We start from the raw sequence: 21,725 nt of genomic DNA on the forward strand, positions 1-21,725 counted from the left end.
TTGTCTATTGAAAGTTAGTGGTAACTTCAATATAACATGAAATTCACGTGGCGTTTTTTAGTTAGCGGTGGCTAACTTCATTATAAAATTCACCAAATGAAAATTAATGAATTTAAAATTAAAGGATTTGTACCTAGAGATTTAGTCGTAAAAGGGGACGAAACTGATAGATTAAAAAAGAGTGGGATTGAGTATGTTCATCAAATCTATACGAAGAGAAATTTAATAGTTATGTCCGAATATTATGAGTTGATTAAAGGCAATATATTTTTTAGAGAGCTGATAAATATAATGAGAAGTAGTAACTCTTACTCAACAAAAATGGTCAAAGTAAATGTACCTAGATTATTGAATAAAGGTGGGTTGTTTTCATTTGGATTTGTAAGTGGGACATTTTATGTTCCTAGTTTAAATGGGGAGAGACCTATGCTAGATGCTATTCTCTCAAAAGCGAGGAGTATGATAAAAACAATAGATAATATAAACAATTCTTCTGTAATCTCTAATCAAAGTACGACAAATTTGATGAATATAAAGAATGAATGTATTGATTATATCTTTGTGGATCCTCCATTTGGTGCAAACTTGATGTACTCTGAATTAAACTCTTTTTCTGAATCTTGGATGCAGGTTTTCACTAAAGATACTGATGAAGCTATAATGAATAAACATCAATGTAAGGGACTGCTAGATTACCAAAAATTGATGGAGCAATGTTTTAAAGAATTATTTAGAGTTTTGAAATCTAATAGGTGGATTACTATAGAGTTTAGTAATTCGCAAGCGAGTGTTTGGAACTCAATAAGAGAAGCTTTAGAGAGAGCAGGATTTGTGATTGCTAATGTTTCTTCGTTAGATAAAAAACAAGGATCGTTTAAAGCACTTACTACCACTGTAGCGGTAAAGCAAGACTTAGTTATTTCAGCGTATAAACCTCAAAAACAATTGAGGGAGAGATTTGTAAATAACCGAAACGACAATAACCTGCTAATGTGGGGGTTTATTGATCAACATTTAGAAAAACTGGTTTTACCCAAGGTTGAAAATGGAGAAATTAATATTTCAATGGAGAGAACTCCAAGAATTTTATTTGATAGACTGATTGCTTATTTTGTACAAAATGGTCTTTCTTTACCTCTCTCGTCGGCAGATTTTCAAAAAGAACTTTCAATGAAGTATCAACTTAGAGACGGTATGGTTTTTCTTGAAGAACAGGTAATAAAATTCGATAAAAAAAGACTATTAGCAAAACAATTTGCCCAATTAGATCTGTTTGTTTCTGATGAAAATAGCGCGATTGAATGGTTGAGACAAGTTTTACTGAAAAAGCCTCAATCACGACAAGATTTGCAACCACAGTTTATGAAAGAGATTCAACATATATCTAAATATGAAGAATTACCTGAATTAGATGATTTGCTTGCTCAAAATTTTTTATATTACGATGGAGTAGAGACTGTTCCAGCTCAAATTAATTCTTATTTAACAAAAAACTATCATGATATGCGTGGCTTAGATAATGAGAATTATACCCTTAAAGAACGAGCCAAAAATCGGTGGTATGTTCCAAATCCAAATCAACAAGCAGATTTGGAAAAACTTAGAGAGAAAAGTTTACTTCGAGAGTTTAATCGTTATGTTGAAGAAATTAACAATAGTAAGAAAAAATTAAAAGTCTTTAGAACGGAAGCAATTCGAGTCGGATTTAAGAAAGCTTGGACTGATAAAAATTATCAAAAAATTGTAAGTATAGGTGATCGATTACCTGAAAAAATAATTCAAGAAGACGACAAACTACTTATGTACTATGATAATGCGTTGATGCGCGTAGAGATGTAAAGGAATGAAGAAAATGGACTGGACACAAGTTATATTAGATAAATTTCCGCGTAAAGCAATTTATTTAATAAAAGATGAAGACAGCATTTTAGAGAATGAAGAAATGAGGTTAGTCCTAAGAGAGAACGGGATTGCTGTAATTGATTACAGTGATCCGGTTCATTTTCGCTTTGTTTATGAGAGTGATTACAGAAATAAGTTTTCTGGAACTTTGATAATACGCTTACTGGAATGTAATTTTGAAAAAATACCGTGGGATGTCCATGCTAATTCATTTAAACTTACTATTGGACTGAATGATATATTTCCTCATTTAAATAGGGAAGCAGTTATTGAAATCGATCCTCAACATTGGCAACAGTTATTTGAGATACAAACTAACAGTGTTAAACAAATGAACTATGAAAACACAAAAAGAATAATTGAAACTATTTACTCATCGATCATTGAAGATAAAAAAAGGCAACCTCAAGTAAAGATAAATGATGAAGTTGATTTATCTATCTTTAAAAAATCAAAAAAAATATTTTCTGATTGGGGATTAATTAGTCAGATTATAGGCAAACAACGCTTACTCGAAACGAGTAACACTGAATTTGAAAATTTAGTGAATGAGAGTAATCAAGAATTTCAAGAGTTTATTACAAATGATTTTGACAAAGGTCAATCTATGACAGCATTTAAGCAACCCAATTATGTGAATCAAATTGCATCATTTATGGAGAGAAATGTAAATAGAACTGGAAAACGACAAGCGCTGATAGTTATGGACGGAATGAGTTTTACACAATGGGCACTGATTGAGAGATGGCTAATAACTAAAGGGATTTTAACAAAAACAAATTCAACTATAGCATGGATACCAAGTATTACTTCAGTATCACGACAAGCTATATTTTCAGGGAAAAGGCCCGATGAGTTTGAGCAAAGTATTACAACAACAGCAAAAGAAACCCACCACTGGAAAGCATTTTGGAAAAGTCACGGTTTCGAATCAACTGAAGTTAAGTATCAACGTGGATTAGGTCATCGAACATATCAAGACGAGTATTTAGAATTTAAGTATAATCAAACTAAAATATATGGTTGTGTTATTGATGTTATCGATGAATTTATGCATGGAGCCCGACAAGGTTTAGTAACGGTACAATCTGAGTTGAATATATGGTTAAACCGTGGATACTTAGAAGCGATGTTGCACGAATTGATAGACTTAAACTATGACGTATATATTACTTCTGATCATGGGAATATTGAAGCTGTTGGAATCGGTCAGATTCAACAAGGGGTATTAGCAACAGGACGAGGTCAACGAGTTAGAATTTATGATGATGAAGTGTTGAGAAATAGTACTCACGATTTTCATAAAGAGACAACAATGAAGTGGAACAGTTCAACACTTCCTAAAAGTTATCTACCTTTGATTGCGCGCGAAAAAAATGCGTTTTCTATAAAAAATGATATAATTATGACACATGGTGGTACACACATTGAAGAGGTCTTCATACCATTTGTGACAGTTTTAAAGAAGGATGAGCTATAAATGAAAAAGACAATCGGATTGTTCCGAGTAATGAATTACGAGGAATTAGACAAGGCTGCAGAATTAATGCTAAGGTACTCACCTAAAGAGGCTTATGAAATACTAGATGAGATATTAATGCAATATATAGCCGGTGCGACCTTTAGGCGAAAAGCGTTGAATAATCTTACCAAAGTTTGGGGAAATGGTCAAAAATCATTAAATAAATATCAGATATCAGTGTTACAAAAATATCCAGAAGTCTCGTCAGAAGAAAGAATAGCGATGCAACTTTTAATGACATTGTATTCTTTTCCATTTTTTTCTGATGTGGTCACTATTATTGGCAAATATATCCGTATGAATGATAATTTTCAATCAAAAACTATTATGGAAGAGATCCGTAACACATATGGAATGACTGAGACAGTTAGCAAAGGTGGTTTATCAGTACTAGGAACGTTAGTAAATTGGGGATTCCTAAGAACGGATAAAAATGGCAAGTATGATTTGACTGGCAAAAAAATAAAAATAGAAAATGAATTTATAAAAAATATGATAGTGTATGCTTCATTAGCGAATTCAGATGCAGAGTATATTTCTTTAGAAAGTATAAATAATCATTCAGGGCTGTTCATGTTTGACTTTAATATTAATAGTTCAGATATAATATTTAATAATATAGAAATGATTCGTGAACGTTCAGATGTATTTGTTAAGTTAAATTAACAAATGTTAATTTGAGCTGAGAATAATCAATCATTACCTTCGAGAAATTAATATAATCGTGATGAATTAATCGGAAGGTTATAACAGTGTTATGATAAAGATTAGAAGTTGATTGAACGCTTAAAAGTAGTGTAAATAATGTAGTAAACTTACTCCAATTGATTTAAAAAATATTTGAAATAAAAAGGTGAGGTTGAAAGATGAGTAACCTAGGTTGGTATCAATTATTGACAACCATTGCAAAAAAAGTGGGCGGACCTAAAGTCCTAATAGGATTATTACTAGCAGGTGGTTATGGAATTGGTAGAGTCACTGAAGCAAGTGGCAAAAAGATAGTTAAGATTATTAAAAAAACAGATAGTAAGGAAGAGTCGTTATTAAAGAAGAAATTAAAAAAATACACCTTTACCACTAGTGGCAAAGGTGATATAGGGTTAGAATTTAATAAAGATGAACTGTTCGTGGTAGTTGTAACTCATGGAGCATCTGTTCTAATTGAAAAAGAACGTGATACTAATAACCCCTATTTCGTTGATGTAAAATGGCTCGAAACAGTAAGCAATTACGAAGAAAATCAAAATAAGTGATGGAGAAGATTTGAGCGAATTATTTTTTACTCGCATCTGTCAGCCTGAGATTACACTTTTGAATATCTAAAAGGTAAACTAGCTCCAATCATGAAAATCCACCACAATAGATAGTGATTCAACAGCATAGAAGCCTGTTTGAACTTTCAGAAAATGCCGGAAGGGAGTATATAGTAATTTCTGAATTTAATGTTAAAAAGTTAATTCACAATATTTTTAGCTATATAGAATAAAAAGCCATTAACATTTCAAATAGTTGTTAATGGCTAGAATATGCCCGCATAAATTTTTGAAGTAAATTAACTAAGCTTTCAATGATATTGAATGAATCGTATTGATAGATTGTTTGCTAATAACAGCGAATATCCAGTCTTTATGACATCGTATGATACTCTATTATTCATTTAGAATGTCTGACCAAGCTAAAGATAAATTGATATTATAGAGAACTATTGAATCGTATTTTAAACAAGTTTTTGACGGTCATTCTTATGTTTAAATTTTTATCTGAATCTTATTGCTAACATAAAAGATAATCTAATTCCAAAGCAAAACAAGACTTATTGTTTAGCAAAATAGTCGCTCAATTAATTATGTTTTAATTGATACTAACACCAATTACTAACATCAATCTATAAAAACTAGAGAGACGTGGCAGAGGTTGCTAGCAATACAACCGTTGATATAGCAACTAGTAGAAGTCATTAGAAGTTGCCAAAAGCCAAGTCCCTTTGCTGGAAGGGTCTGTCGGTTAGCATTTAAAAAAGCTTCTAAGTATTGATCTATCAATACTTAGAAGCTTTTTTTATTATTGAGAATAAAGTGAATCGTGCGTTAGCAATTGATGCCGTTTGTAAATACTTGACTCGTTTCTATGACTTTTTCAGTCGGGCTTAATGTCGTTATTCTTTTGTGCATAAAATGTAGTACGATCCGCGGCCCATTTGAAGGGTTGCAGAATATAATTCATTTTCTAACTCAAATTTTATGGGCATGGTTTGTGTTTTTAAAATGAGTTTACAGTTATTACCCTTTGCGTAATCTATTATTCTATCGGCAACTTCAATGTCTGAAGGGTAATTAAGCGTCGATAATTCAATATAAAAAGAATTTTTAATCATTTTTTTCAATGAATCAACAATTTTGCTCATAAGTACGACCCCCGTTAATTTTTCTTTTGTTGTTTGAAAAATAGTATAGCAAGCATCCCGCTGACAATAAAACTAGCGATAATGATTGATAAATAATTTGTGAGTATAAATATTAAAGCGCCGATCAGGGGTGCGACAATTGCGCCAATCAACCAAAAAAGACTATGGGTTTGCAGCGTTGTTCTCATCAATAACGTGTTCATGATGATCCAAAAAAGCATCTGTAAAACGTAAATAGTGGTAATGCTGATAAAAGCTAATCCAGGGCCTTTTTCAATAATTGGCAGAACAATCATACCGATTATATTTAGAAAAATTGAGAATAACAGGGCGTAATAACCGCTACGTTCGTAATTTTGTTGACTACGTTCATCTTTTTTCATCATTAGATAGCCTACTTTCGTTTGGGTTAGTTGTCGAAGAAAAAAAGCGATTCGATAGTTGTTTGAAATACTTGCGCCAGATTATGTGCTAAATCAATCGAAGGTTTATATTGTTTATTTTCAATAAAGTAAATGGTTTGTCGACTGACACCAACTAAATCCGCTAGCGCTTGTCGACTTAAATGGATTGCTTCACGTCTATTTTGGATATCGTTGTTCACTGACTCACCCTCTTTCGTTAAGTGTACTTAACAATCGGTGAAAAGTAAAGTGATAATCCTCAGTCGGCCTAAAATGAAAGCACTCTAATTTAATCCTCCTTGACTTCTAATAATTCAATTGATAATATCATTAGTAAAGTATTTTAATGATGATGCTGCCAGAGTGCTGAAAAGGACGCTTGATAGCGGGGTTCAATGTGAAAGGATGAAGGACCTAACAAGTGGAAGTTGTCTGACTTAAAGCTATTTTTAAAATCAATGTAGGAGAAAAATTTGATTAATCAAAATTTCAAACGCTTATTCATAGGTCGCTCCATCAGTAACGTTGGTGATAGTTTATATGCCATTGGTTTGTCCTGGTATATTTTTTCACTGACCAATTCCAGTCTCTGGGTGGGGATATTAAACTTTGCGTTATTTATTCCTAATTTATTCTCTTTTCTTTTAGGTGATTTTATTGAAAGAACTAATAAAAGAAAACTATTAGTCTTTATTGAATTAGGACAAGGCTTATTCTTATTGCCCATTATTCTATTAATTGCATTCCAGATGGACACGACTATGAAAGCTAGCTTAATTTGTATATTTGCTTTTTTGATTGCAACATTTGGGATGAACGCCTATGTGGTACAGGACGTTTTGATGCCGGAGATTGTTACGGAAAATCGGCTTTCAAGTGCTTCAATGTACATGTCTTTTTCCTACAATGCCATGGACTACGTTGGCAATGCGATTGGGGGCTTTTTATTAAAAGTATTTAGCGTTTTTTCATTAATGATCATTGATATTATTTCATTTATTGCCAGTGCCTTTTTGTTTATGAAAATTGAAATGCCAGATGTGCCTGAAAATGTCGCGACCAATATTGAAAGGGAAAAGACGTCTATCTTTAGCGGAATTGCATTAATTCGGGCGCGCAAAGATCTCCTATTAATTACGCTTTTTGGTGGACTCGCCAATTTTTTCTTCGGGGGATTAGCCGTTTTTGCCGTCTTGATTGGTAAAGAATTAGGCGGTGCAGGCTTTTATGGCCTGCTTTTAGCAATTGAATCCATTGGGGTGACAATTGGGACAACACTGTTTGCTAAATTATTATTAAAACACTTTAAATTAGGTAGTCTATTCCCGATTAGCTGTTTTGGAATGGGCCTTTGTTTGACAATTTCATGCTTGCTTAAAAATAATTATCTGTTTTTAGGATTTTGGGCAATCGCTTTTATGTTCCAAGGACTTAATCGAGTGGTTACAACGCCGTATCTGCAAGCCAGTCTGGTTCAAGGACAACGGGCGAAGTTTTTTAGTGCTTTTAATACCTTAACCGTGGCACCATTACCAATTGGCTCATTATTTTTTGGGAAGCTAGCAACGATAATTGATTGGCAATTGTTTATCATTTTATTTGCAATTTATATGGTTATCTTTGGTTTACTTTTTACGGCAAATCGGAAAATTAAAAATTTTGTAGAAGGTAGTTCGAACTGAGTTATAACAACAAAAGAAACGAGCTGCCTGATAATCGGTAGCTCGTTTCTTTCGTTATTATTAAGTTTTAAAAAGCGATTTATTAATGAATGGCGGCTAGCCTATTGATGGCGTTTAACCGCACGTCGAACAAAATCAATGGCCGCGCAACTTAAGTCATAAATATTAAATAATACATCGATAAAACTCACAGAAACCAGCTCCTCAATAAGATAATCCGCTTACATTTTTAATTGTAACAGATAGTTGCTGTTAGCAATATACCAACACCGTTATTTAACTATCTATTTGGTATAATGGCATTAAAGCAGTTATCTGGAGGTCTATATGCACATCAGAAATTTCGAACCGACTGATATCAAATCGGCCGCTGAATTATATGTTAAAACGTTTCAGCAGGCGCCTTGGTCGGAGGACAATCAAGTTGCGGATATTGAACGTCATTTTCAACGGTTGCTGTCGATGAATACGGCGCAATCTTGGGTTTTAGAGGTTGATCATAAAATTGTTGGGATCGCCTTAGGTTTTGTGCGGTCTTGGTATCGGGGTGAAGAGTACCAACTAGATACATTGTGTATTGATCCGGAGAAACAAGGTCAAGGCTACGGTAAAGCGTTGATTCAGGCGCTGCAAGCTGAACTAGTCGCTAACGACGTGCACGCCATGATTTTGGATACTGATCGTGGGATGCCGGCTGAAAAATTCTACCAGAAATTGGCGTTTACGAAACTGGATGATTCCGTTTTGTACGCAATTGAGTTTTAGAAAGAGACGAAAGAGGATTGAGGTTACAAGATGAAGTTTAAGAAATTAGCGAGTGCGGCCACAATTGTGGCCGCGCTAGCAGTGGGTTACCATTACGGCCAGGCCAATCCGACCACTAATCAAGCGAGTCAAAGGACCAGCACTTCGAGTACAACGACGTCCAAAAATATTGCGCCTGAATACAGCACACTAGCGGCGCGGGATTTTAAATCCGGGGATGCGGCTTATCTACCGGTGAATGACGGTAAAAGCACCTTGTCGATTGCTAATTGGCAGACTGAAAAAATTGATTATGGCGCTTTGGATGCGTTAAACCGGACGACCACGGTCACTGGGTATTTATCGAATCGCAATTTGGGTAAATCAGAAGGTCGTTCGAGTCAGAACTGGCAACCAACGGGCTGGCATAATCAACCGGTCACGATTAATGGTCGCCGAATGACGCCCCAGAATCGCGGGCATTTATTAGCCTATACGATCACGTTTAATTTTGATCAGAACGGTCACTATCAGCAAGGTACGGAAGGTAGTCTGGATAATCCGTTAAATCTGGCGACTCAGTCCGAATATAGCAATCAAAAAACGATGCAAATTTTTGAAGAAAAGGTGCGTGATGCACTAGCGGCTAGACAAAAGGTCATCTATCAAGTCACGACAGTTTTCCGGGGCAATGAACTTATGCCGCGGGGCTATTGGGTACAAGCCATCTCAAGTGATGGGTCGCTCAACTTTAATGACTATGTCTGGAACATTGAACCGGGCTTGCAGTTTGATTATGCAACTGGCCGATCATCCAGCGATGCGACAACCAAGGTCAGCGGCTTCTCGACCAATGAAATTGTTGAAAAAGCGAAGCAATCGATCAAACAACCCCAGAAAATTATTCAAAGTATTACGGACGTTTTTAAATAAACCAGCTGTGACAGAACGCGGTTGTCAATTGCCTATCAAGTTAAGAAATCAGATTATCCCGAATTTAGGATAATCTGATTTCTTTGATTTAAACGGAAATTGATGCGTTATGGTGCGCGTCGAAGAAGAATGTTATTGAATATCAGGATGCTTAGACCTATATTGCAGTCTTTTTTAGTTGGCCGACTGATTGACAATTGATAGATAGTCATCTATATTAAAGATAGATAGTTATCTATGTAGGGAGTGACATGATGGATTATTTACGTTTATCAAAAATAATGAAGGCGATGGCCGAACCGAATCGTCTGCAAATATTAGATGTAATTTCAACAGGTGAAAAGTGTGCGTGCCAAATTTTAGATCATTTTGATTTTACACAACCCACACTTTCGCACCACATGAAAGTCTTGATGGAAGCGGGACTAGTAACGGCGCGTAAAGCCGGTCAATGGCAGTACTATTCACTAGTGCCAGAACGGCTGGCAGAATTTCAAGCACTAACAGCTCAAATTTTTAAGTTAGATTCAGAAAAGAGAATAGATAAAAAGGAGTTGCTGATTAAATGACTGCTGCACTTGAAATTAAAGGTTTAAAAAAGGTCTATTCATCGGGCGTTGAAGCATTGCGCGGGATTGATTTAACGGTTGACGAAGGGGATTTCTATGCGCTTTTGGGGCCAAACGGTGCGGGTAAATCGACGACGATTGGGATTGTCACCTCGCTGATCAATAAAACAGCTGGGCATGTTCAAGTTTTTGGTCATGATCTCGATACGGATTTGGTTCGTGCCAAACAACAGATCGGATTAGTCCCCCAAGAATTTAATTTTAACCCGTTTGAGACGGTCCAACAGATTGTGGTCAATCAAGCGGGTTACTACGGTGTGCCCCGCAAGGAAGCTTTGATTCGCAGTGAAAAGTATTTGAAACAATCTGATCTTTGGGAGAAACGCAACGTGCGCGCGCGGATGCTTTCCGGCGGTATGAAACGCCGCTTAATGATTGCGCGGGCCTTAATGCATGAACCGCGTTTATTAATCTTAGATGAACCAACCGCGGGCGTCGATATCGAATTAAGACGTGAAATGTGGGATTTTTTAAGCGCATTGAATGCCAGTGGGACAACGATTATTTTAACGACGCATTATTTAGAAGAAGCCGAGATGCTGTGTCGCAATATTGGGATTATTCAATCGGGCGAGTTGATTGAAAATACCAGTATGAAAGCATTGCTGGCAAAATTACAGTTTGAAACCTTTATCTTTGATTTGGCTGAAGGGACTCAAAGCCCTGAAATTGAGGGTTATCAGAGTCACTTGGAAGATGCCCAGACTTTGGTAGTGGAAGTTGAACGCCATCAAGGGGTTAATGCGCTGTTTGAACAGTTAAGTGCGCAAGGGATTAAAGTGCTGTCGATGCGGAATCAGTCGAATCGCCTAGAAGCCTTATTTTTGAAAATTACGACAGAAAACCAATCGGGGGCGAAATAGGATGACGAATTTATATTTAACGGCTTTAAAAAGTTTAGCGGTCAAAGAAACAAACCGCTATTTAAGAATTTGGGTCCAAACGTTAGTCCCACCAGTCATCACGACCTCACTCTATTTTGTGATTTTCGGCAAAATGATTGGCGGTCGGATTGGTAATATGGGTGGTTTTTCTTACATGGCCTTTATTGTGCCCGGTTTGATTATGATGTCGGTTATTACGAGTTCGTACGCTAATGTATCATCGTCCTTTTTCTCGCAAAAATTCCAGAAGAATATTGAAGAATTGCTGGTCGCACCAGTGCCGACCCACATTATTATTTGGGGATTCGTGATTGGTGGACTCGGGCGCAGTATCTTAGTCGGGGCCTTGGTGACGATGATTTCCTTATTCTTCGTACCATTACACGTCTATTCATGGTTGATGGTGATTGTGACCTTTTTAATGACGGCGATTTTGTTCTCATTAGCCGGTCTGATTAATGGTATTTTTGCACAATCTTATGATGATGTGTCGATCGTGCCGACGTTTGTGTTACAACCGTTAACCTATCTGGGCGGCGTTTTTTACGCGATTTCAATGTTGCCGCCTTTTTGGCAGGCGGTTTCAAAAATCAATCCGATTGTCTATATGATTTCTGGTTTTCGGTACGGTTTCTTGGGGGTTGCGGATGTCTCAATTGCGGTCTCAATCACGATTTTAGTGCTATTCATCGTCGTGTTATATACGATTTGTTGGTACTTGATTGATAAAGGAACGGGATTAAGAAGTTAAATTGACGGTTAAATATGGATAATCAAAAATTAGAATAGATATACATAAATACACGCCTATCCTGTATTACTGGATAGGCGTGTATTTGAGTTTAAAATTTTTAATTGTTAGATGAGATTTCTAATAACCATAATCATCGGAAGCGGCACCTTGATTTTCAATTACTTTTGCTGACATACTTGGAATTGATATCTTTCCGCTCATAGTTGATTTATAGCTAATAATACCGTTACTGTATCCTGCAGCATTAACTAAATCATCTTCGAGTATTCGACTACCGGCTAAATCTGAATTATTAATATCGATAAGCAGAACATTATCATAGTTTCCATCAACTGCTAATCTAATTTGTGTTTCACCATCGTCTTCCATTACTTGTAGTACTCGACCTGTGAAGTATATTTTTTTCCCTAAATAATCATCGGGAGTTCTAGCGACCTGATCATACGTAATACCGGATTGATATGAGGCAGGATCTTTTTCCTTTGCTTTTTCGGCAGCAACAGCAGCTTGTGATTCGGATTCGGCACGAACACTTGATTCAGATTCAGCAACCAGTTTTGATGATTCACTGGCAGATTCAGATGCTCTTACAGTAGATTCACTCGCAAGTTTAACGGATTCACTTGCCGAATTTTTTATAGAAGTTTCTTTAAAGGCAGGCCAAAGTTTTTCAGCCTTTAAAATATCTCGATTTAATTGTGTTTTCTTTTTTGATGATTTTAAAGTAGAAACTTCTTTTTTTACAGAAGCGATTGTTTCTTCCGTAGTGCCACTCAATAGTTTAGTATGTTTTGAGTTTGAAAAAAGAGCATCAACATCGATAGTCGCTTGTTCCAATTCTGTAATTTTTTTCGTGGAGCCTTTTTTTGTTGAAACTTGATTACTTGAATCAGTGCTAGATTTACTATCATCTCCAGATGTAGTAGCAATCAATATTGCAGATAGGACTAATATGATAATACTAGCGATTAATTTTTTCTTGTTAGGATTCTTTTTCCAGAAATACCAAATCCCGACAGCAGATGCGATAAAAATAATTGTAAATATGATACTCATAAATATCTCCTCCAAATAATATGAATTATATTTCAATAGTCATCTTATTGATAATCCGGTGGTAAAACAGCATATTTCCCAAAAATAGCCGTTCATTTTACGTTTACAGTGGATGATTATATGAGAGTAACTATCAAAAATATAGTTCAGTATGATGATTATATTATCATAGCGTAAAAAAACGCTTATTTAACACTCGTTAATAATATCCAAATATTAGTGAAGTGTCAATTATTAATTGATACAATTGTGAATATATGCTAATTAGTTTAAAGTCGCGGAAATATTAAGCATATATACTAAATCTAATTTATCATCGATAATGTCGATGTATTTTCAAAATATTAAGTAATAGCATATGATTGTAATAACCAATATTGCATATCCATTTACACCACGCCCACCAACCACGTATACTTGAATTATATTAATCGCTAGTATAACAAATATGTAATGTATAAGTTGTGTAAATCGATATGATTGTACAAAACTTAATGGTATACTTTAAAAAGTAAAAAAAGAGAGTGAGGCGTTCAGATGACTAAGAAGTTAACCGCATTTCAATTGAAAGTGATTGGGATTATCTTGATGGTTTTTGATCACGTGCATCAAATGTTCTATTTTAAAGGGATTCCGATTTGGTTTTCAATGTTAGGGCGATTAGTCGCACCGATATTTCTATTTCTAAGTGCGGAAGGGTTTCACTATACGCGTAATAAATTAGCCTATATTCGCAATTTATTAGTTGGCTTTTGGATTATGGGTGTGATTGATTTGGCCCTACCAATGGCATTACCGCATGAACCAGTCACTTTGATAAATAATATTTTTGGAACATTGCTGCTGGGCGTACTTACCATGTACTGTTACGATGGCTTTAGAAATTGGCGTCAGAATAAAAAACAAGGTTGGATTGCTGTCGGTGTGCTCGCATTAATATTCGGCTACACAGCATTCTTCATGCAACTATTTAATAATATCGAACATTTAAATATTAATGTTTTTCGCTTCTTTTCAATTCTATTCCCAACCCTGCTTACCAATGAGGGGGGGCCTACGTTAGTGCTCTTGGCCTTATTCTTTTACATCTTCCGTGAAAAACGGACGTTCCAAATTGTGACATTACTTGTTTTCTCCTTAATTTCAACGGGCTTTAACTTTACGGGTCTGTTCAGTAGTAACATTCAATGGATGTCAGCCTTTACCGCCATTTTAATTGCGCTGTATAGCGGCAAAGAGGGTAAAAAGATGAAATGGTTCTTTTATTATTTCTATCCAATTCACATTGTGATCCTCTACGTGCTGTCAGCATTATTAGCTTAAATCAAAAAAGGTTCGGTAACCGACGTTAATTCGTCGATTATCGAACCTTTTTTAGTTAGGCGCGTTTTTGACGGCCGTATTGTAAATAGTAGACACCCGTCATCACGACGAGGAAGATAATCCCGATAATCACTGAAATGAGTGTATCTGGATTTAAGAACATGAATACTAAAATGACTAATAGACTGGCAATCGCGATGTAATTCGTCCAAGGATAGAAAGGCATTTTGAAGGGATGGTCAACGATTTTTTCAGGATACATTTTCCGGAAACGGAGTTCACTGATTAGAATCACAAACCAAGGCACCATACCAGGTAATACGCTTGAACTATAAACCACGACGAATAAATCAGTCGCCTTAGGGAAAACTAATGGCGCTAAAGTGTTTAGAATTAAGCCAATTAAAATCCCAATTGAAATTGTGACAACGGGCCAATAAGGCACTTGGTGTTTTGAAAGCTTCATGAATGACTTGGGTAATTCACCACGTTGGGCGAGGGTGTACATCATTCGACTAGAGCTGAAAATCCCAGAATTACAACCAGACATTGCGGCGGATAACATGACGAAATTAATGATTCCGGCGGCGAAGGTAATCCCGACACGCGAGAAGGTTTCCACAAACGGTGAACCAACAGCATCTAATTGATTCCAAGGATAAATCGCGACAATCACGAAAATGGCGCCAATGTAGAAGATTAGAATCCGACCGACAATTGATTGAATCGCTTTGACGATATTATGTTGTGGATCGGCCGCTTCACCAGCGGTAATCCCGATGACTTCAACACCTTGATAAGACGCGGCGACAATTGATAGCGCGAAAATAAAACCAGACAGACCACCCGTGAAGAAACCACCATGTTTCCAAAGGTTACTAATCCCGATTGGTTGCCAGTGATTACCGAAACCAAAAATAATCACGAGTAAGCCGAGAATAATCATTAGAATAATGGTAACGACTTTAATTAGCGCGAACCAAAATTCTAATTCACCGTAGGCCTTGACCGAAGTGAGATTGGCTAAGCATAGCGTGACAATCACGACAACGCCGGCAATCCACGCCGGTAGATTCGGCCACCAATAATGTAAATAGGTGCCGACCGCAATTACTTCGCTAATCCCAACGACTAAGTATTGAAAGACGTTACTCCATGCGGTCAGATAACCGACGACCGGGTGAATATAGTTGCTACCAAATGTGGCAAACGAACCAGTGGAAGGATCCAGATAGAGCATTTCACCTAAGGCCCGCATGATTAAATACAGGATAATCCCCATCAGGCCATACGCAAGCAAGACTGAAGGACCCGTCCATTTAATGGTGGCGGCTGATCCCATAAATAGACCAACCCCAATAGTCCCACCGAGTGCAATCATCTGAATTTGACGTGATGATAGACTACGGCTTAATTTATTATCTTTTGCCATATAGCTCACTTCACTTCCTATGTAATTAATCTAATCATAGCGACAGTTTAATGACAAATCAAGGTTTTGTTTGTATATTTGTGAACAATCTTATTTTGTTATAATAAGATTAATCATTAATGGAGGGCGTTTATGACAGAATTATTAAAGAATATTTACCATCGAGATTTTCTGACGGTTTTTGCCGCCAAGGTGCAACAAGTCTTACCAACGTTTAACGCGGTTGATTTTGTTGAGACAACTTTAGCGCGACCTTGGGATGAATTGGCGTTGAAACAACGAACGCGTAAAATTGCCACGATTTTAGGGCACTATTTACCCCAATCGTATCAAGCGGCGATTAAAGTGTTGATGACCATTGCGCCGGAATGCTACGGATTTCCGTATCTCTTTTTTTCGGATTTCGTGGTCGTTTATGGCGATGTGCAAGATGACTGGGATTTATCAATGCAGGCTTTAGAATGGTTTACGCAACAATCATCGGCTGAGTTTGCGATTCGGACGTTTATTTTAGCGGACCCAACGCGTGCAATGGCTCAATTGAACCGTTGGGCGCAAAGCGATAATCAACATGTGCGGCGGTTAGCGACGGAAGGTTGTCGGCCCCGATTACCTTGGGGGCAGTCGCTACCGATTTTTAAAGCAGATCCGACACCTGTTTTAGCGTTGTTAGAACAATTGAAAAATGATCCGGCCTTGTATGTTCGTAAAAGTGTTGCCAATAATTTAAATGATATAGCCAAAGATCATCCGGATTTAGTGATTGCGACCGCTAAACGCTGGCAAGGACAATCGGCTGAAACCGATTGGATTATTCGCCATGGTTGTCGCACGTTATTACGCAAGTCGTTTGAGACGGTTAAAGAGTTGTTTGGCTACGCAATCGATCAACCCAATCGACCATTGGTGCAGTCTGCTAGATTAATCGTTAATCCAACAACCGTTGCAATTGGGGCAAAGACATTAATACAGTACAAAGTCGAACTGCGATCTGAGGATGCATTATTTGTCCGAATTGAATACGCCGTGGATTACGTTAAAGCTAACGGGCAAACATCGCGGAAGCTCTTTAAGTTACTGGATAAACCAGTCAATGGAAATGTGCCGTTGGTTGGCCAACGCCAACTTAATTTCAAAGATTTAACGACGCGTAAGCATTATCCAGGTGTTCATCAAGTGACGTTAATCGTCAACGGGCAGTCCGTCGCGCAAACCACATTAACGGTGATTAATTAAGGCCCGGCACTAAAATTGTTAAAAACAGTCAGTTTCGTTATACTATCTCAAAAGGGGTTGTTGAGATGGCGTTTAAAGATCAAGAAACGAAGGTCGCGGCGTACGAGATGCTACTGGCGCAACAAAAAGCTTTATTAGCGGGCGAAACGAATTTGATTGCGAATTTAGCGAACGCTTCGGCGTTATTGAATCAGACATTATCGAACACGGTCTTTGCCGGTTTTTATTTATATCAAGATGGTGAATTGATTCTCGGGCCTTTTCAAGGGAATGTGTCGTGCGTTCACATTGCGATGGGCAAAGGGGTTTGTGGTGAAGCAGCTGAAACCCAAGCGACGGTTATCATGGTTGATGCGAAGCAACGGCAGAACTACATCGCCTGTGATTCGCGGGCCCGTTCTGAAATTGTGGTGCCAATGCTTCAAGATAATCAGCTAGTCGGCGTTTTAGATCTTGATAGTGAGTTAGTCGCTGATTATGATGTCATCGATCAAACTTATTTAGAACAATATGTCGCTATTTTAATGGCCAATTAAATCTATATTTAGAAAGTCAATTCTCGTAGAGAATTGACTTTTTTTGCGCGTTAAATAAGTTTATTAAACAGATGTTGTGGATATAATAGCATTTAAATATAGATAAAATACATATAAATTATTGATTAAATTTAAATTATATGTTAAATTTTTAAGTGTTCAAATAATAATTAAACAATAGGAGTGAATCATTATGGCACAAATTTCCGTCACACCAGAACAGCTACAACAACAATCGCAAGTTTATCTACGCGCGAAGGAAGGGATTGAACGGGAGATTCAAACGGTCAATGCGATGAACAATACGATTCATGAAGAATGGCAAGGTTCTGCTTTTGAATCTTACTTAGAACAATACAATCAACTATATGGTCAAGTCACCAAGTTTGAAGAATTGTTGGAAAGCATCAACACGCAATTGAATAAATATGCCAATACTGTTGCCGAACGGGATGCACAAGATGCTAAGGGCTTTGGCTTTTAATCAGCTAGCATAAATAGGAAACAAACAGACGTTGGCAAAAAATTGCTAACGTCGTTTTATTTTGTGGAGGAAAATGGATGAAAAAGTTTAATAAAATCAGCGGCTTTCTATTTGTTCTGGCAGGGATTTTAGCTGTCAGTGGTTTATTGATTAAAGTTGGGATGAATAATCAGCATTTACACCAGTTATCGAATAAACAGGCTAGTACGGTGCATTATGTGCTGGTTAACGAAGATTTGGGTACGAAATATCAAAATAAGACACTCAATTTGGGGAAGAACTTTATCAATTTAGTTAATCAAGATCATCAACATTCGTGGCAAGTCGCTTCACAAAACGTTGCCGAAGCCGGTTTTAAGAATGGCACCTACGATGTTGAAATTATTTTGCCTCAGAATTTCTCGCAGCGTTTATTGAATTTGGAGAGTATGAATCCCCAAAAAGCGCAAATTACATACAAAGTTAAAAAAGGGGCTAGTGAAAAAACAAATCGATTAGTCCAAGCGAAAATTGGGACTATCATAAATTCATTTAATCAAAAGATTATCAAAATGTATTTTTCAAGCGTGTTAGCGAATCTCTCTGAAGCACAACGAAATGTGTCTGGCATAACAGCGGGAAATCAAACATCCCAAACGGCGTTGACCAATCAGATTCAGACGCCGTTTAAAACGTTACCGACTAGTTTAACGGAAATCGTCACCGCGGCCCAAGGTTTAAATGATCAGAATGCGGATTGGCAAACGCAACAGACTGATTTCACCAAAGCGACTCAAACCATGCTGCAAGCAAATAGCGCGGCTGCAGAAAGTACAGCCGAAGATTTAGCTAAATACGTGATGTTGCAAAATAAAATTGGTGAATTGAATTTGAACCATGCGAATGCCTTAGTGGCTAAGCAGTCAACGACCGATACGACAGTCTATCAAGATTTTTATCAGCAATATAACGATGTGCGCTTAGTTAATTTTGATCAGCTGGCCAGTCAGGATACAGCGGGCAATCAATCCGGGTTATTGGTGAATATGGCTGAGGTTGGGCAAGCCTTTTCCGAAGCACAACAGAAACGGATGACGGATTTGGAAGCACAAATTGCGGCATTAACCCAACAAAAAGCGCATCTGGAATTACTAAAAACGCAAACTGAAACGCATTATTTCAATGGTAAAGACCCGAGTCAAGGGGCAGTGACGGATGCCGATATTCGCGAATCAGTGAAAAAAATCATGCAGCCCGTTGATAGTCCTTCAAAATTACCGATGGCCGATTATTTAAATGCGGATGATATTAAAAAACAGGTGGCTGGCTTAGATGGTCAGTTACCCGCGCTGATTGAACAGTTGTTGGCCGCTAAGTTGATTAGCCAAGCGCAACACGATCAATTACAAGCTGAATATGAGATTGTCAAACGCTATGCTGAAACGGATTTGGGGCAAGCGATGCCGACGAGTGATTCTAAGTTGATCTGGTTGAATACGACGAATCCGGTCGCGCCTGAACAAACCAAAGCGACGGTTGAGAACACGGTTAAAGTGATGACTAATAAAGAAAGTACCATCACGGTCACAGCGACCAATCAGCAGCAATTGGCATTAGCCCTGACCACTGAAGAATTAGCCGCGTTAAATCAGCAATTAGCGCCTTATCAAGGCGTGGCGACCTTAGAAGGTCAAGCGATTAAGATTCGGTTCAAAACACCGCGTGAAGCGTCAACCAAAATACCGGAATCAATCATTCTCAAATTAAAACTACCGGTCACTTGGACGTTTAATGATGCGGATAACAAGACGGCCTACCGGACATTGAACTATCAAGTTGTCTATCAAGATTCGGATGCGGCTAACAATCAAGTTCAAAAGGGGACGTTGAGTTGTTTCGTCAATGACACGCTTAAAACCCAAGCGTTGCAAAGTGATTTTGGCGCGATTACGGAAAACTTCGATACGTTGGCCAATCTCAGTCAACGACTTGTCACGATTTTTGGGACGACCCAGAAGTTAACACCAACCACGTTTAATGCTTGGTTGAAGCAACAGAACGCGCAAACTAAAATGAGTGCTTTAGCGAGCCCTGATTCCGTTTATAACAAATATGATTATTTAAGTCAGGACACGATTGCCGATTACTATGTTAAACAGTATGGGCAACAAGGCCACCTCGTTTGGAACGAAGTCACGCATTTGATTGCCGATCTAGACGCTGTACTGAACAACGATGATGGCACCTCTTTGAATGCGACGTTGACCAGCATGGCGGGGACCCCAGAAGTGTTAAACGAACAACAACAAAAATTAACGAGTTGGTATCGCCAAAGCAACAGCGCTCTTGAGTCGGCCTATCAACAATGGCAGGACAATCCACAATTGACGACTAGTCGCCAACAATATCAGGAAGGCACCCATGACGATATCAGTGAGTTCTATTTTGACGATGGGACCGGTGATTCGTTAGCCGATGCGTTCCAAGAGTTGAATACGAGCACCAAACAAGAAGTCGAAAGTACCAGCACTGGCGCCACCAAAATCGGTAATTTAACCGATCAATTTAAAACGCTCGTCAAGACGACGACGGCGACCAATGCTGATGCGAATCAAGTCCTAAAGAACACGAATCAATTAGTGTCGAGTTCGGCTAAAACGCAAGCGGCCAATCGCAAATACGCAGCCGATTTCAACAGTGTTTTACAGAATACGCACACGGGCGGCGCGGATAATCAGAATGTCTTTAACTTTTTGGCTAATCCGTTGATTAAAAAGGGGGCTTCGCAGACAACCGCGCAAAACACGTCAGCGATTCCGTATTTAATGACGGTCTTGTCCGTGATTATGACCTTATTATTGGCCATTAGTTACGCCAAAAAGACGACGATTCAGAATAGTTGGCGATTAGTTGGTTATTTAACGGTCACGAGTTTACTGGCCAGTTTAGTCGTGGTGAACGCGACCTTCGGGGTTAGTGATGCCTATTCACGTAGTAGTTGGTCGCTTTATACCGCCGGCGTCAATTTAATCAGCGTTTTAGTAACCTATTTCTGTTGGCGGCTGTTCCCGAAAGTGGCACCGTATCTTTTCGGCATTCTAATCGGTGGTTACCTAATGTTAACGCCGATTTTAGGCATCAACATTCAAACTAAGTCAGTTTTATTCTGGCTATTTATAGGGTCACCTTTACAAAATTTAGAGAATGGTTATCGACAATTATTGACCAAACCGTTAACGATTGCACAGCTGCTAATCTTATTGTTATTGCTAGCGATGGTTAGCCTATGTGTCTTGATCATCTGTTTAAAGGATCGAAAAGAGGTGCAACGTGTTCAACAAACATTGGCTGATTAGTGGTGGCTTAGCAATTGGCCTGTTACTAGCGTTGTGCACACCGGTTAGCGCGAGCAGTTCGCTTAAAATTAATGATCAAGTGATTGAAACCAACAATCAAAAGGCGCAACAACAAGTCAGTACGGCGTATCAAGTACTACCTGATCTATTCTTAACGGCTAAAACGGCGACCGTTAAGCGCCAGAAACAAGCGGTGCTGGCTGAAATTCAACACGCTAAAACCGTTGATTTTCAGACCAAACGCCAGGTTTCCCAAAAAACCGATTATCAGGTGCAACGACAAATCGCGTTTAAACAAGTTGCGACCTCAGAGACGTCGGCGACCACGACTAATCAAGCGCCGGCAGCTAGTCTACCAACCTGGTTATGGTGGCTAATTGGCGGCATAGCGGTCATATTCGCGAGCTTGCTGGGCGTCTATATTGGAAAACAACAAGCACATTTTTTTAGGAGGCACGATTGAAA

21 protein-coding genes are annotated in these 21,725 nt (G+C 38.0%); 16 read left to right on the forward strand and 5 right to left on the reverse strand.

The window, feature by feature from the left end; genetic code table 11:
- The first annotated feature begins 96 nt into the window (after positions 1-96).
- The 4 genes from LFUMFP_RS04675 (at position 97) to LFUMFP_RS04690 (ending at position 4,677) form a co-directional block, all read left to right on the forward strand.
- Positions 97-1,839 carry a DNA methyltransferase gene (locus tag LFUMFP_RS04675; protein WP_106483151.1) on the forward strand — a complete coding sequence of 581 codons (1,743 nt, stop codon included), beginning with the start codon at positions 97-99 and terminating at the stop codon, positions 1,837-1,839.
- 13 nt (positions 1,840-1,852) lie between these two features.
- Positions 1,853-3,382 (forward strand): BREX-3 system phosphatase PglZ, encoded by a 1,530-nt coding sequence (gene pglZ, locus LFUMFP_RS04680; RefSeq protein ID WP_158697723.1) that lies wholly within the window; start codon positions 1,853-1,855, stop codon positions 3,380-3,382.
- Positions 3,383-4,090: a hypothetical protein gene (locus LFUMFP_RS04685; protein ID WP_106483153.1), complete on the forward strand. Its 708-nt coding sequence runs from the start codon at positions 3,383-3,385 to the stop codon at positions 4,088-4,090. It abuts the gene before it with no gap.
- A 200-nt stretch (positions 4,091-4,290) separates the two neighbouring features.
- Positions 4,291-4,677, forward strand: a complete 387-nt coding sequence (locus LFUMFP_RS04690) for a hypothetical protein (protein WP_106483154.1) — start codon at positions 4,291-4,293, stop codon at positions 4,675-4,677.
- 902 nt (positions 4,678-5,579) lie between these two features.
- On the opposite strand, the gene LFUMFP_RS04695 is transcribed toward LFUMFP_RS04690, so the two are convergent.
- The 3 genes from LFUMFP_RS04695 to LFUMFP_RS04705 are packed head-to-tail and all read right to left on the reverse strand — an operon-like array spanning position 5,580 to position 6,432.
- A complete protein-coding gene (locus LFUMFP_RS04695) occupies positions 5,580-5,828 on the reverse strand; it encodes a DUF4318 domain-containing protein (RefSeq protein ID WP_106483155.1) in 249 nt (82 codons plus the stop codon).
- Between the two features lie 14 nt (positions 5,829-5,842).
- On the reverse strand, positions 5,843-6,211 hold the full coding sequence (locus tag LFUMFP_RS04700; RefSeq protein ID WP_156403270.1) for a hypothetical protein: 369 nt from the start codon (positions 6,209-6,211) through the stop codon (positions 5,843-5,845).
- Positions 6,212-6,237: 26 nt separating this feature from the next.
- The gene (locus LFUMFP_RS04705; protein WP_025083923.1) at positions 6,238-6,432 is read right to left on the reverse strand and encodes a helix-turn-helix transcriptional regulator; all 195 of its coding nucleotides are present in this window, start codon (positions 6,430-6,432) and stop codon (positions 6,238-6,240) included.
- A gap of 273 nt (positions 6,433-6,705) precedes the next feature.
- Between LFUMFP_RS04705 and LFUMFP_RS04710 the strand changes: the two genes are divergently transcribed.
- From LFUMFP_RS04710 to LFUMFP_RS04735, 6 genes are all read left to right on the forward strand, one after another.
- On the forward strand, positions 6,706-7,914 hold the full coding sequence (locus tag LFUMFP_RS04710; RefSeq protein ID WP_106483156.1) for an MFS transporter: 1,209 nt from the start codon (positions 6,706-6,708) through the stop codon (positions 7,912-7,914).
- Between the two features lie 327 nt (positions 7,915-8,241).
- Entirely contained in the window at positions 8,242-8,679 is a 438-nt protein-coding gene (locus tag LFUMFP_RS04715; RefSeq protein ID WP_025083921.1) for a GNAT family N-acetyltransferase, read from the forward strand.
- A gap of 30 nt (positions 8,680-8,709) precedes the next feature.
- Entirely contained in the window at positions 8,710-9,591 is an 882-nt protein-coding gene (locus LFUMFP_RS04720) for a DNA/RNA non-specific endonuclease (protein WP_025083920.1), read from the forward strand.
- A gap of 254 nt (positions 9,592-9,845) precedes the next feature.
- Positions 9,846-10,160, forward strand: a complete 315-nt coding sequence (locus LFUMFP_RS04725) for an ArsR/SmtB family transcription factor (protein ID WP_025083919.1) — start codon at positions 9,846-9,848, stop codon at positions 10,158-10,160.
- A complete protein-coding gene (locus LFUMFP_RS04730; RefSeq protein ID WP_025083918.1) occupies positions 10,157-11,083 on the forward strand; it encodes an ABC transporter ATP-binding protein in 927 nt (308 codons plus the stop codon). Before LFUMFP_RS04725 ends, LFUMFP_RS04730 begins: the two co-directional genes overlap by 4 nt.
- Position 11,084: 1 nt before the next feature.
- On the forward strand, positions 11,085-11,855 hold the full coding sequence (locus LFUMFP_RS04735) for an ABC transporter permease (protein WP_025083917.1): 771 nt from the start codon (positions 11,085-11,087) through the stop codon (positions 11,853-11,855).
- A 120-nt stretch (positions 11,856-11,975) separates the two neighbouring features.
- Here the strand turns inward: LFUMFP_RS04735 and LFUMFP_RS04740 are convergent, their stop codons facing one another.
- On the reverse strand, positions 11,976-12,914 hold the full coding sequence (locus LFUMFP_RS04740) for a toxin Cry1Ac domain D-VI-related protein (protein WP_025083916.1): 939 nt from the start codon (positions 12,912-12,914) through the stop codon (positions 11,976-11,978).
- A 537-nt stretch (positions 12,915-13,451) separates the two neighbouring features.
- On the opposite strand from LFUMFP_RS04740, the gene LFUMFP_RS04745 reads away from it, so the two are divergent.
- Entirely contained in the window at positions 13,452-14,237 is a 786-nt protein-coding gene (locus tag LFUMFP_RS04745) for a TraX family protein (RefSeq protein WP_106483157.1), read from the forward strand.
- 55 nt (positions 14,238-14,292) lie between these two features.
- On the opposite strand, the gene LFUMFP_RS04750 is transcribed toward LFUMFP_RS04745, so the two are convergent.
- On the reverse strand, positions 14,293-15,669 hold the full coding sequence (locus LFUMFP_RS04750) for an amino acid permease (protein WP_106483158.1): 1,377 nt from the start codon (positions 15,667-15,669) through the stop codon (positions 14,293-14,295).
- Between the two features lie 132 nt (positions 15,670-15,801).
- Here LFUMFP_RS04750 and LFUMFP_RS04755 point away from each other — a divergent pair, with 132 nt between their 5' ends.
- From LFUMFP_RS04755 to LFUMFP_RS04775, 5 genes are all read left to right on the forward strand, one after another.
- On the forward strand, positions 15,802-16,905 hold the full coding sequence (locus LFUMFP_RS04755) for a DNA alkylation repair protein (protein ID WP_106483159.1): 1,104 nt from the start codon (positions 15,802-15,804) through the stop codon (positions 16,903-16,905).
- 65 nt (positions 16,906-16,970) lie between these two features.
- Positions 16,971-17,441, forward strand: coding sequence for a free L-methionine (R)-S-oxide reductase MsrC (locus LFUMFP_RS04760; RefSeq protein ID WP_025083826.1), 471 nt, complete (start codon positions 16,971-16,973; stop codon positions 17,439-17,441).
- A gap of 193 nt (positions 17,442-17,634) precedes the next feature.
- A complete protein-coding gene (locus LFUMFP_RS04765) occupies positions 17,635-17,925 on the forward strand; it encodes a WXG100 family type VII secretion target (RefSeq protein WP_025083825.1) in 291 nt (96 codons plus the stop codon).
- Positions 17,926-18,002: 77 nt separating this feature from the next.
- Positions 18,003-21,260, forward strand: coding sequence for a type VII secretion protein EsaA (gene esaA, locus LFUMFP_RS04770; RefSeq protein WP_106483160.1), 3,258 nt, complete (start codon positions 18,003-18,005; stop codon positions 21,258-21,260).
- Complete coding sequence (locus LFUMFP_RS04775; protein WP_106483161.1) at positions 21,235-21,723, forward strand: hypothetical protein; 489 nt, start codon at positions 21,235-21,237, stop codon at positions 21,721-21,723. Before esaA ends, LFUMFP_RS04775 begins: the two co-directional genes overlap by 26 nt.
- Positions 21,724-21,725: the final 2 nt, after the last annotated feature.

The organism is Latilactobacillus fuchuensis (assembly GCF_900258455.1).
In the GTDB taxonomy this organism is placed as follows: Bacteria; Bacillota; Bacilli; order Lactobacillales; family Lactobacillaceae; genus Latilactobacillus; species Latilactobacillus fuchuensis.

Coding starts and splice junctions, on each gene's coding strand:
- LFUMFP_RS04675 (WP_106483151.1), top strand. CDS start 97: ATGAAAATTAATGAATTTAAAATTAAAGGATTTGTACCTAGAGATTTA.
- pglZ (WP_158697723.1), top strand. CDS start 1,853: ATGGACTGGACACAAGTTATATTAGATAAATTTCCGCGTAAAGCAATT.
- LFUMFP_RS04685 (WP_106483153.1), top strand. CDS start 3,383: ATGAAAAAGACAATCGGATTGTTCCGAGTAATGAATTACGAGGAATTA.
- LFUMFP_RS04690 (WP_106483154.1), top strand. CDS start 4,291: ATGAGTAACCTAGGTTGGTATCAATTATTGACAACCATTGCAAAAAAA.
- LFUMFP_RS04695 (WP_106483155.1), bottom strand. CDS start 5,828: ATGAGCAAAATTGTTGATTCATTGAAAAAAATGATTAAAAATTCTTTT.
- LFUMFP_RS04700 (WP_156403270.1), bottom strand. CDS start 6,211: ATGAAAAAAGATGAACGTAGTCAACAAAATTACGAACGTAGCGGTTAT.
- LFUMFP_RS04715 (WP_025083921.1), top strand. CDS start 8,242: ATGCACATCAGAAATTTCGAACCGACTGATATCAAATCGGCCGCTGAA.
- LFUMFP_RS04720 (WP_025083920.1), top strand. CDS start 8,710: ATGAAGTTTAAGAAATTAGCGAGTGCGGCCACAATTGTGGCCGCGCTA.
- LFUMFP_RS04725 (WP_025083919.1), top strand. CDS start 9,846: ATGGATTATTTACGTTTATCAAAAATAATGAAGGCGATGGCCGAACCG.
- LFUMFP_RS04730 (WP_025083918.1), top strand. CDS start 10,157: ATGACTGCTGCACTTGAAATTAAAGGTTTAAAAAAGGTCTATTCATCG.
- LFUMFP_RS04735 (WP_025083917.1), top strand. CDS start 11,085: ATGACGAATTTATATTTAACGGCTTTAAAAAGTTTAGCGGTCAAAGAA.
- LFUMFP_RS04740 (WP_025083916.1), bottom strand. CDS start 12,914: ATGAGTATCATATTTACAATTATTTTTATCGCATCTGCTGTCGGGATT.
- LFUMFP_RS04745 (WP_106483157.1), top strand. CDS start 13,452: ATGACTAAGAAGTTAACCGCATTTCAATTGAAAGTGATTGGGATTATC.
- LFUMFP_RS04750 (WP_106483158.1), bottom strand. CDS start 15,669: ATGGCAAAAGATAATAAATTAAGCCGTAGTCTATCATCACGTCAAATT.
- LFUMFP_RS04755 (WP_106483159.1), top strand. CDS start 15,802: ATGACAGAATTATTAAAGAATATTTACCATCGAGATTTTCTGACGGTT.
- LFUMFP_RS04760 (WP_025083826.1), top strand. CDS start 16,971: ATGGCGTTTAAAGATCAAGAAACGAAGGTCGCGGCGTACGAGATGCTA.
- LFUMFP_RS04765 (WP_025083825.1), top strand. CDS start 17,635: ATGGCACAAATTTCCGTCACACCAGAACAGCTACAACAACAATCGCAA.
- esaA (WP_106483160.1), top strand. CDS start 18,003: ATGAAAAAGTTTAATAAAATCAGCGGCTTTCTATTTGTTCTGGCAGGG.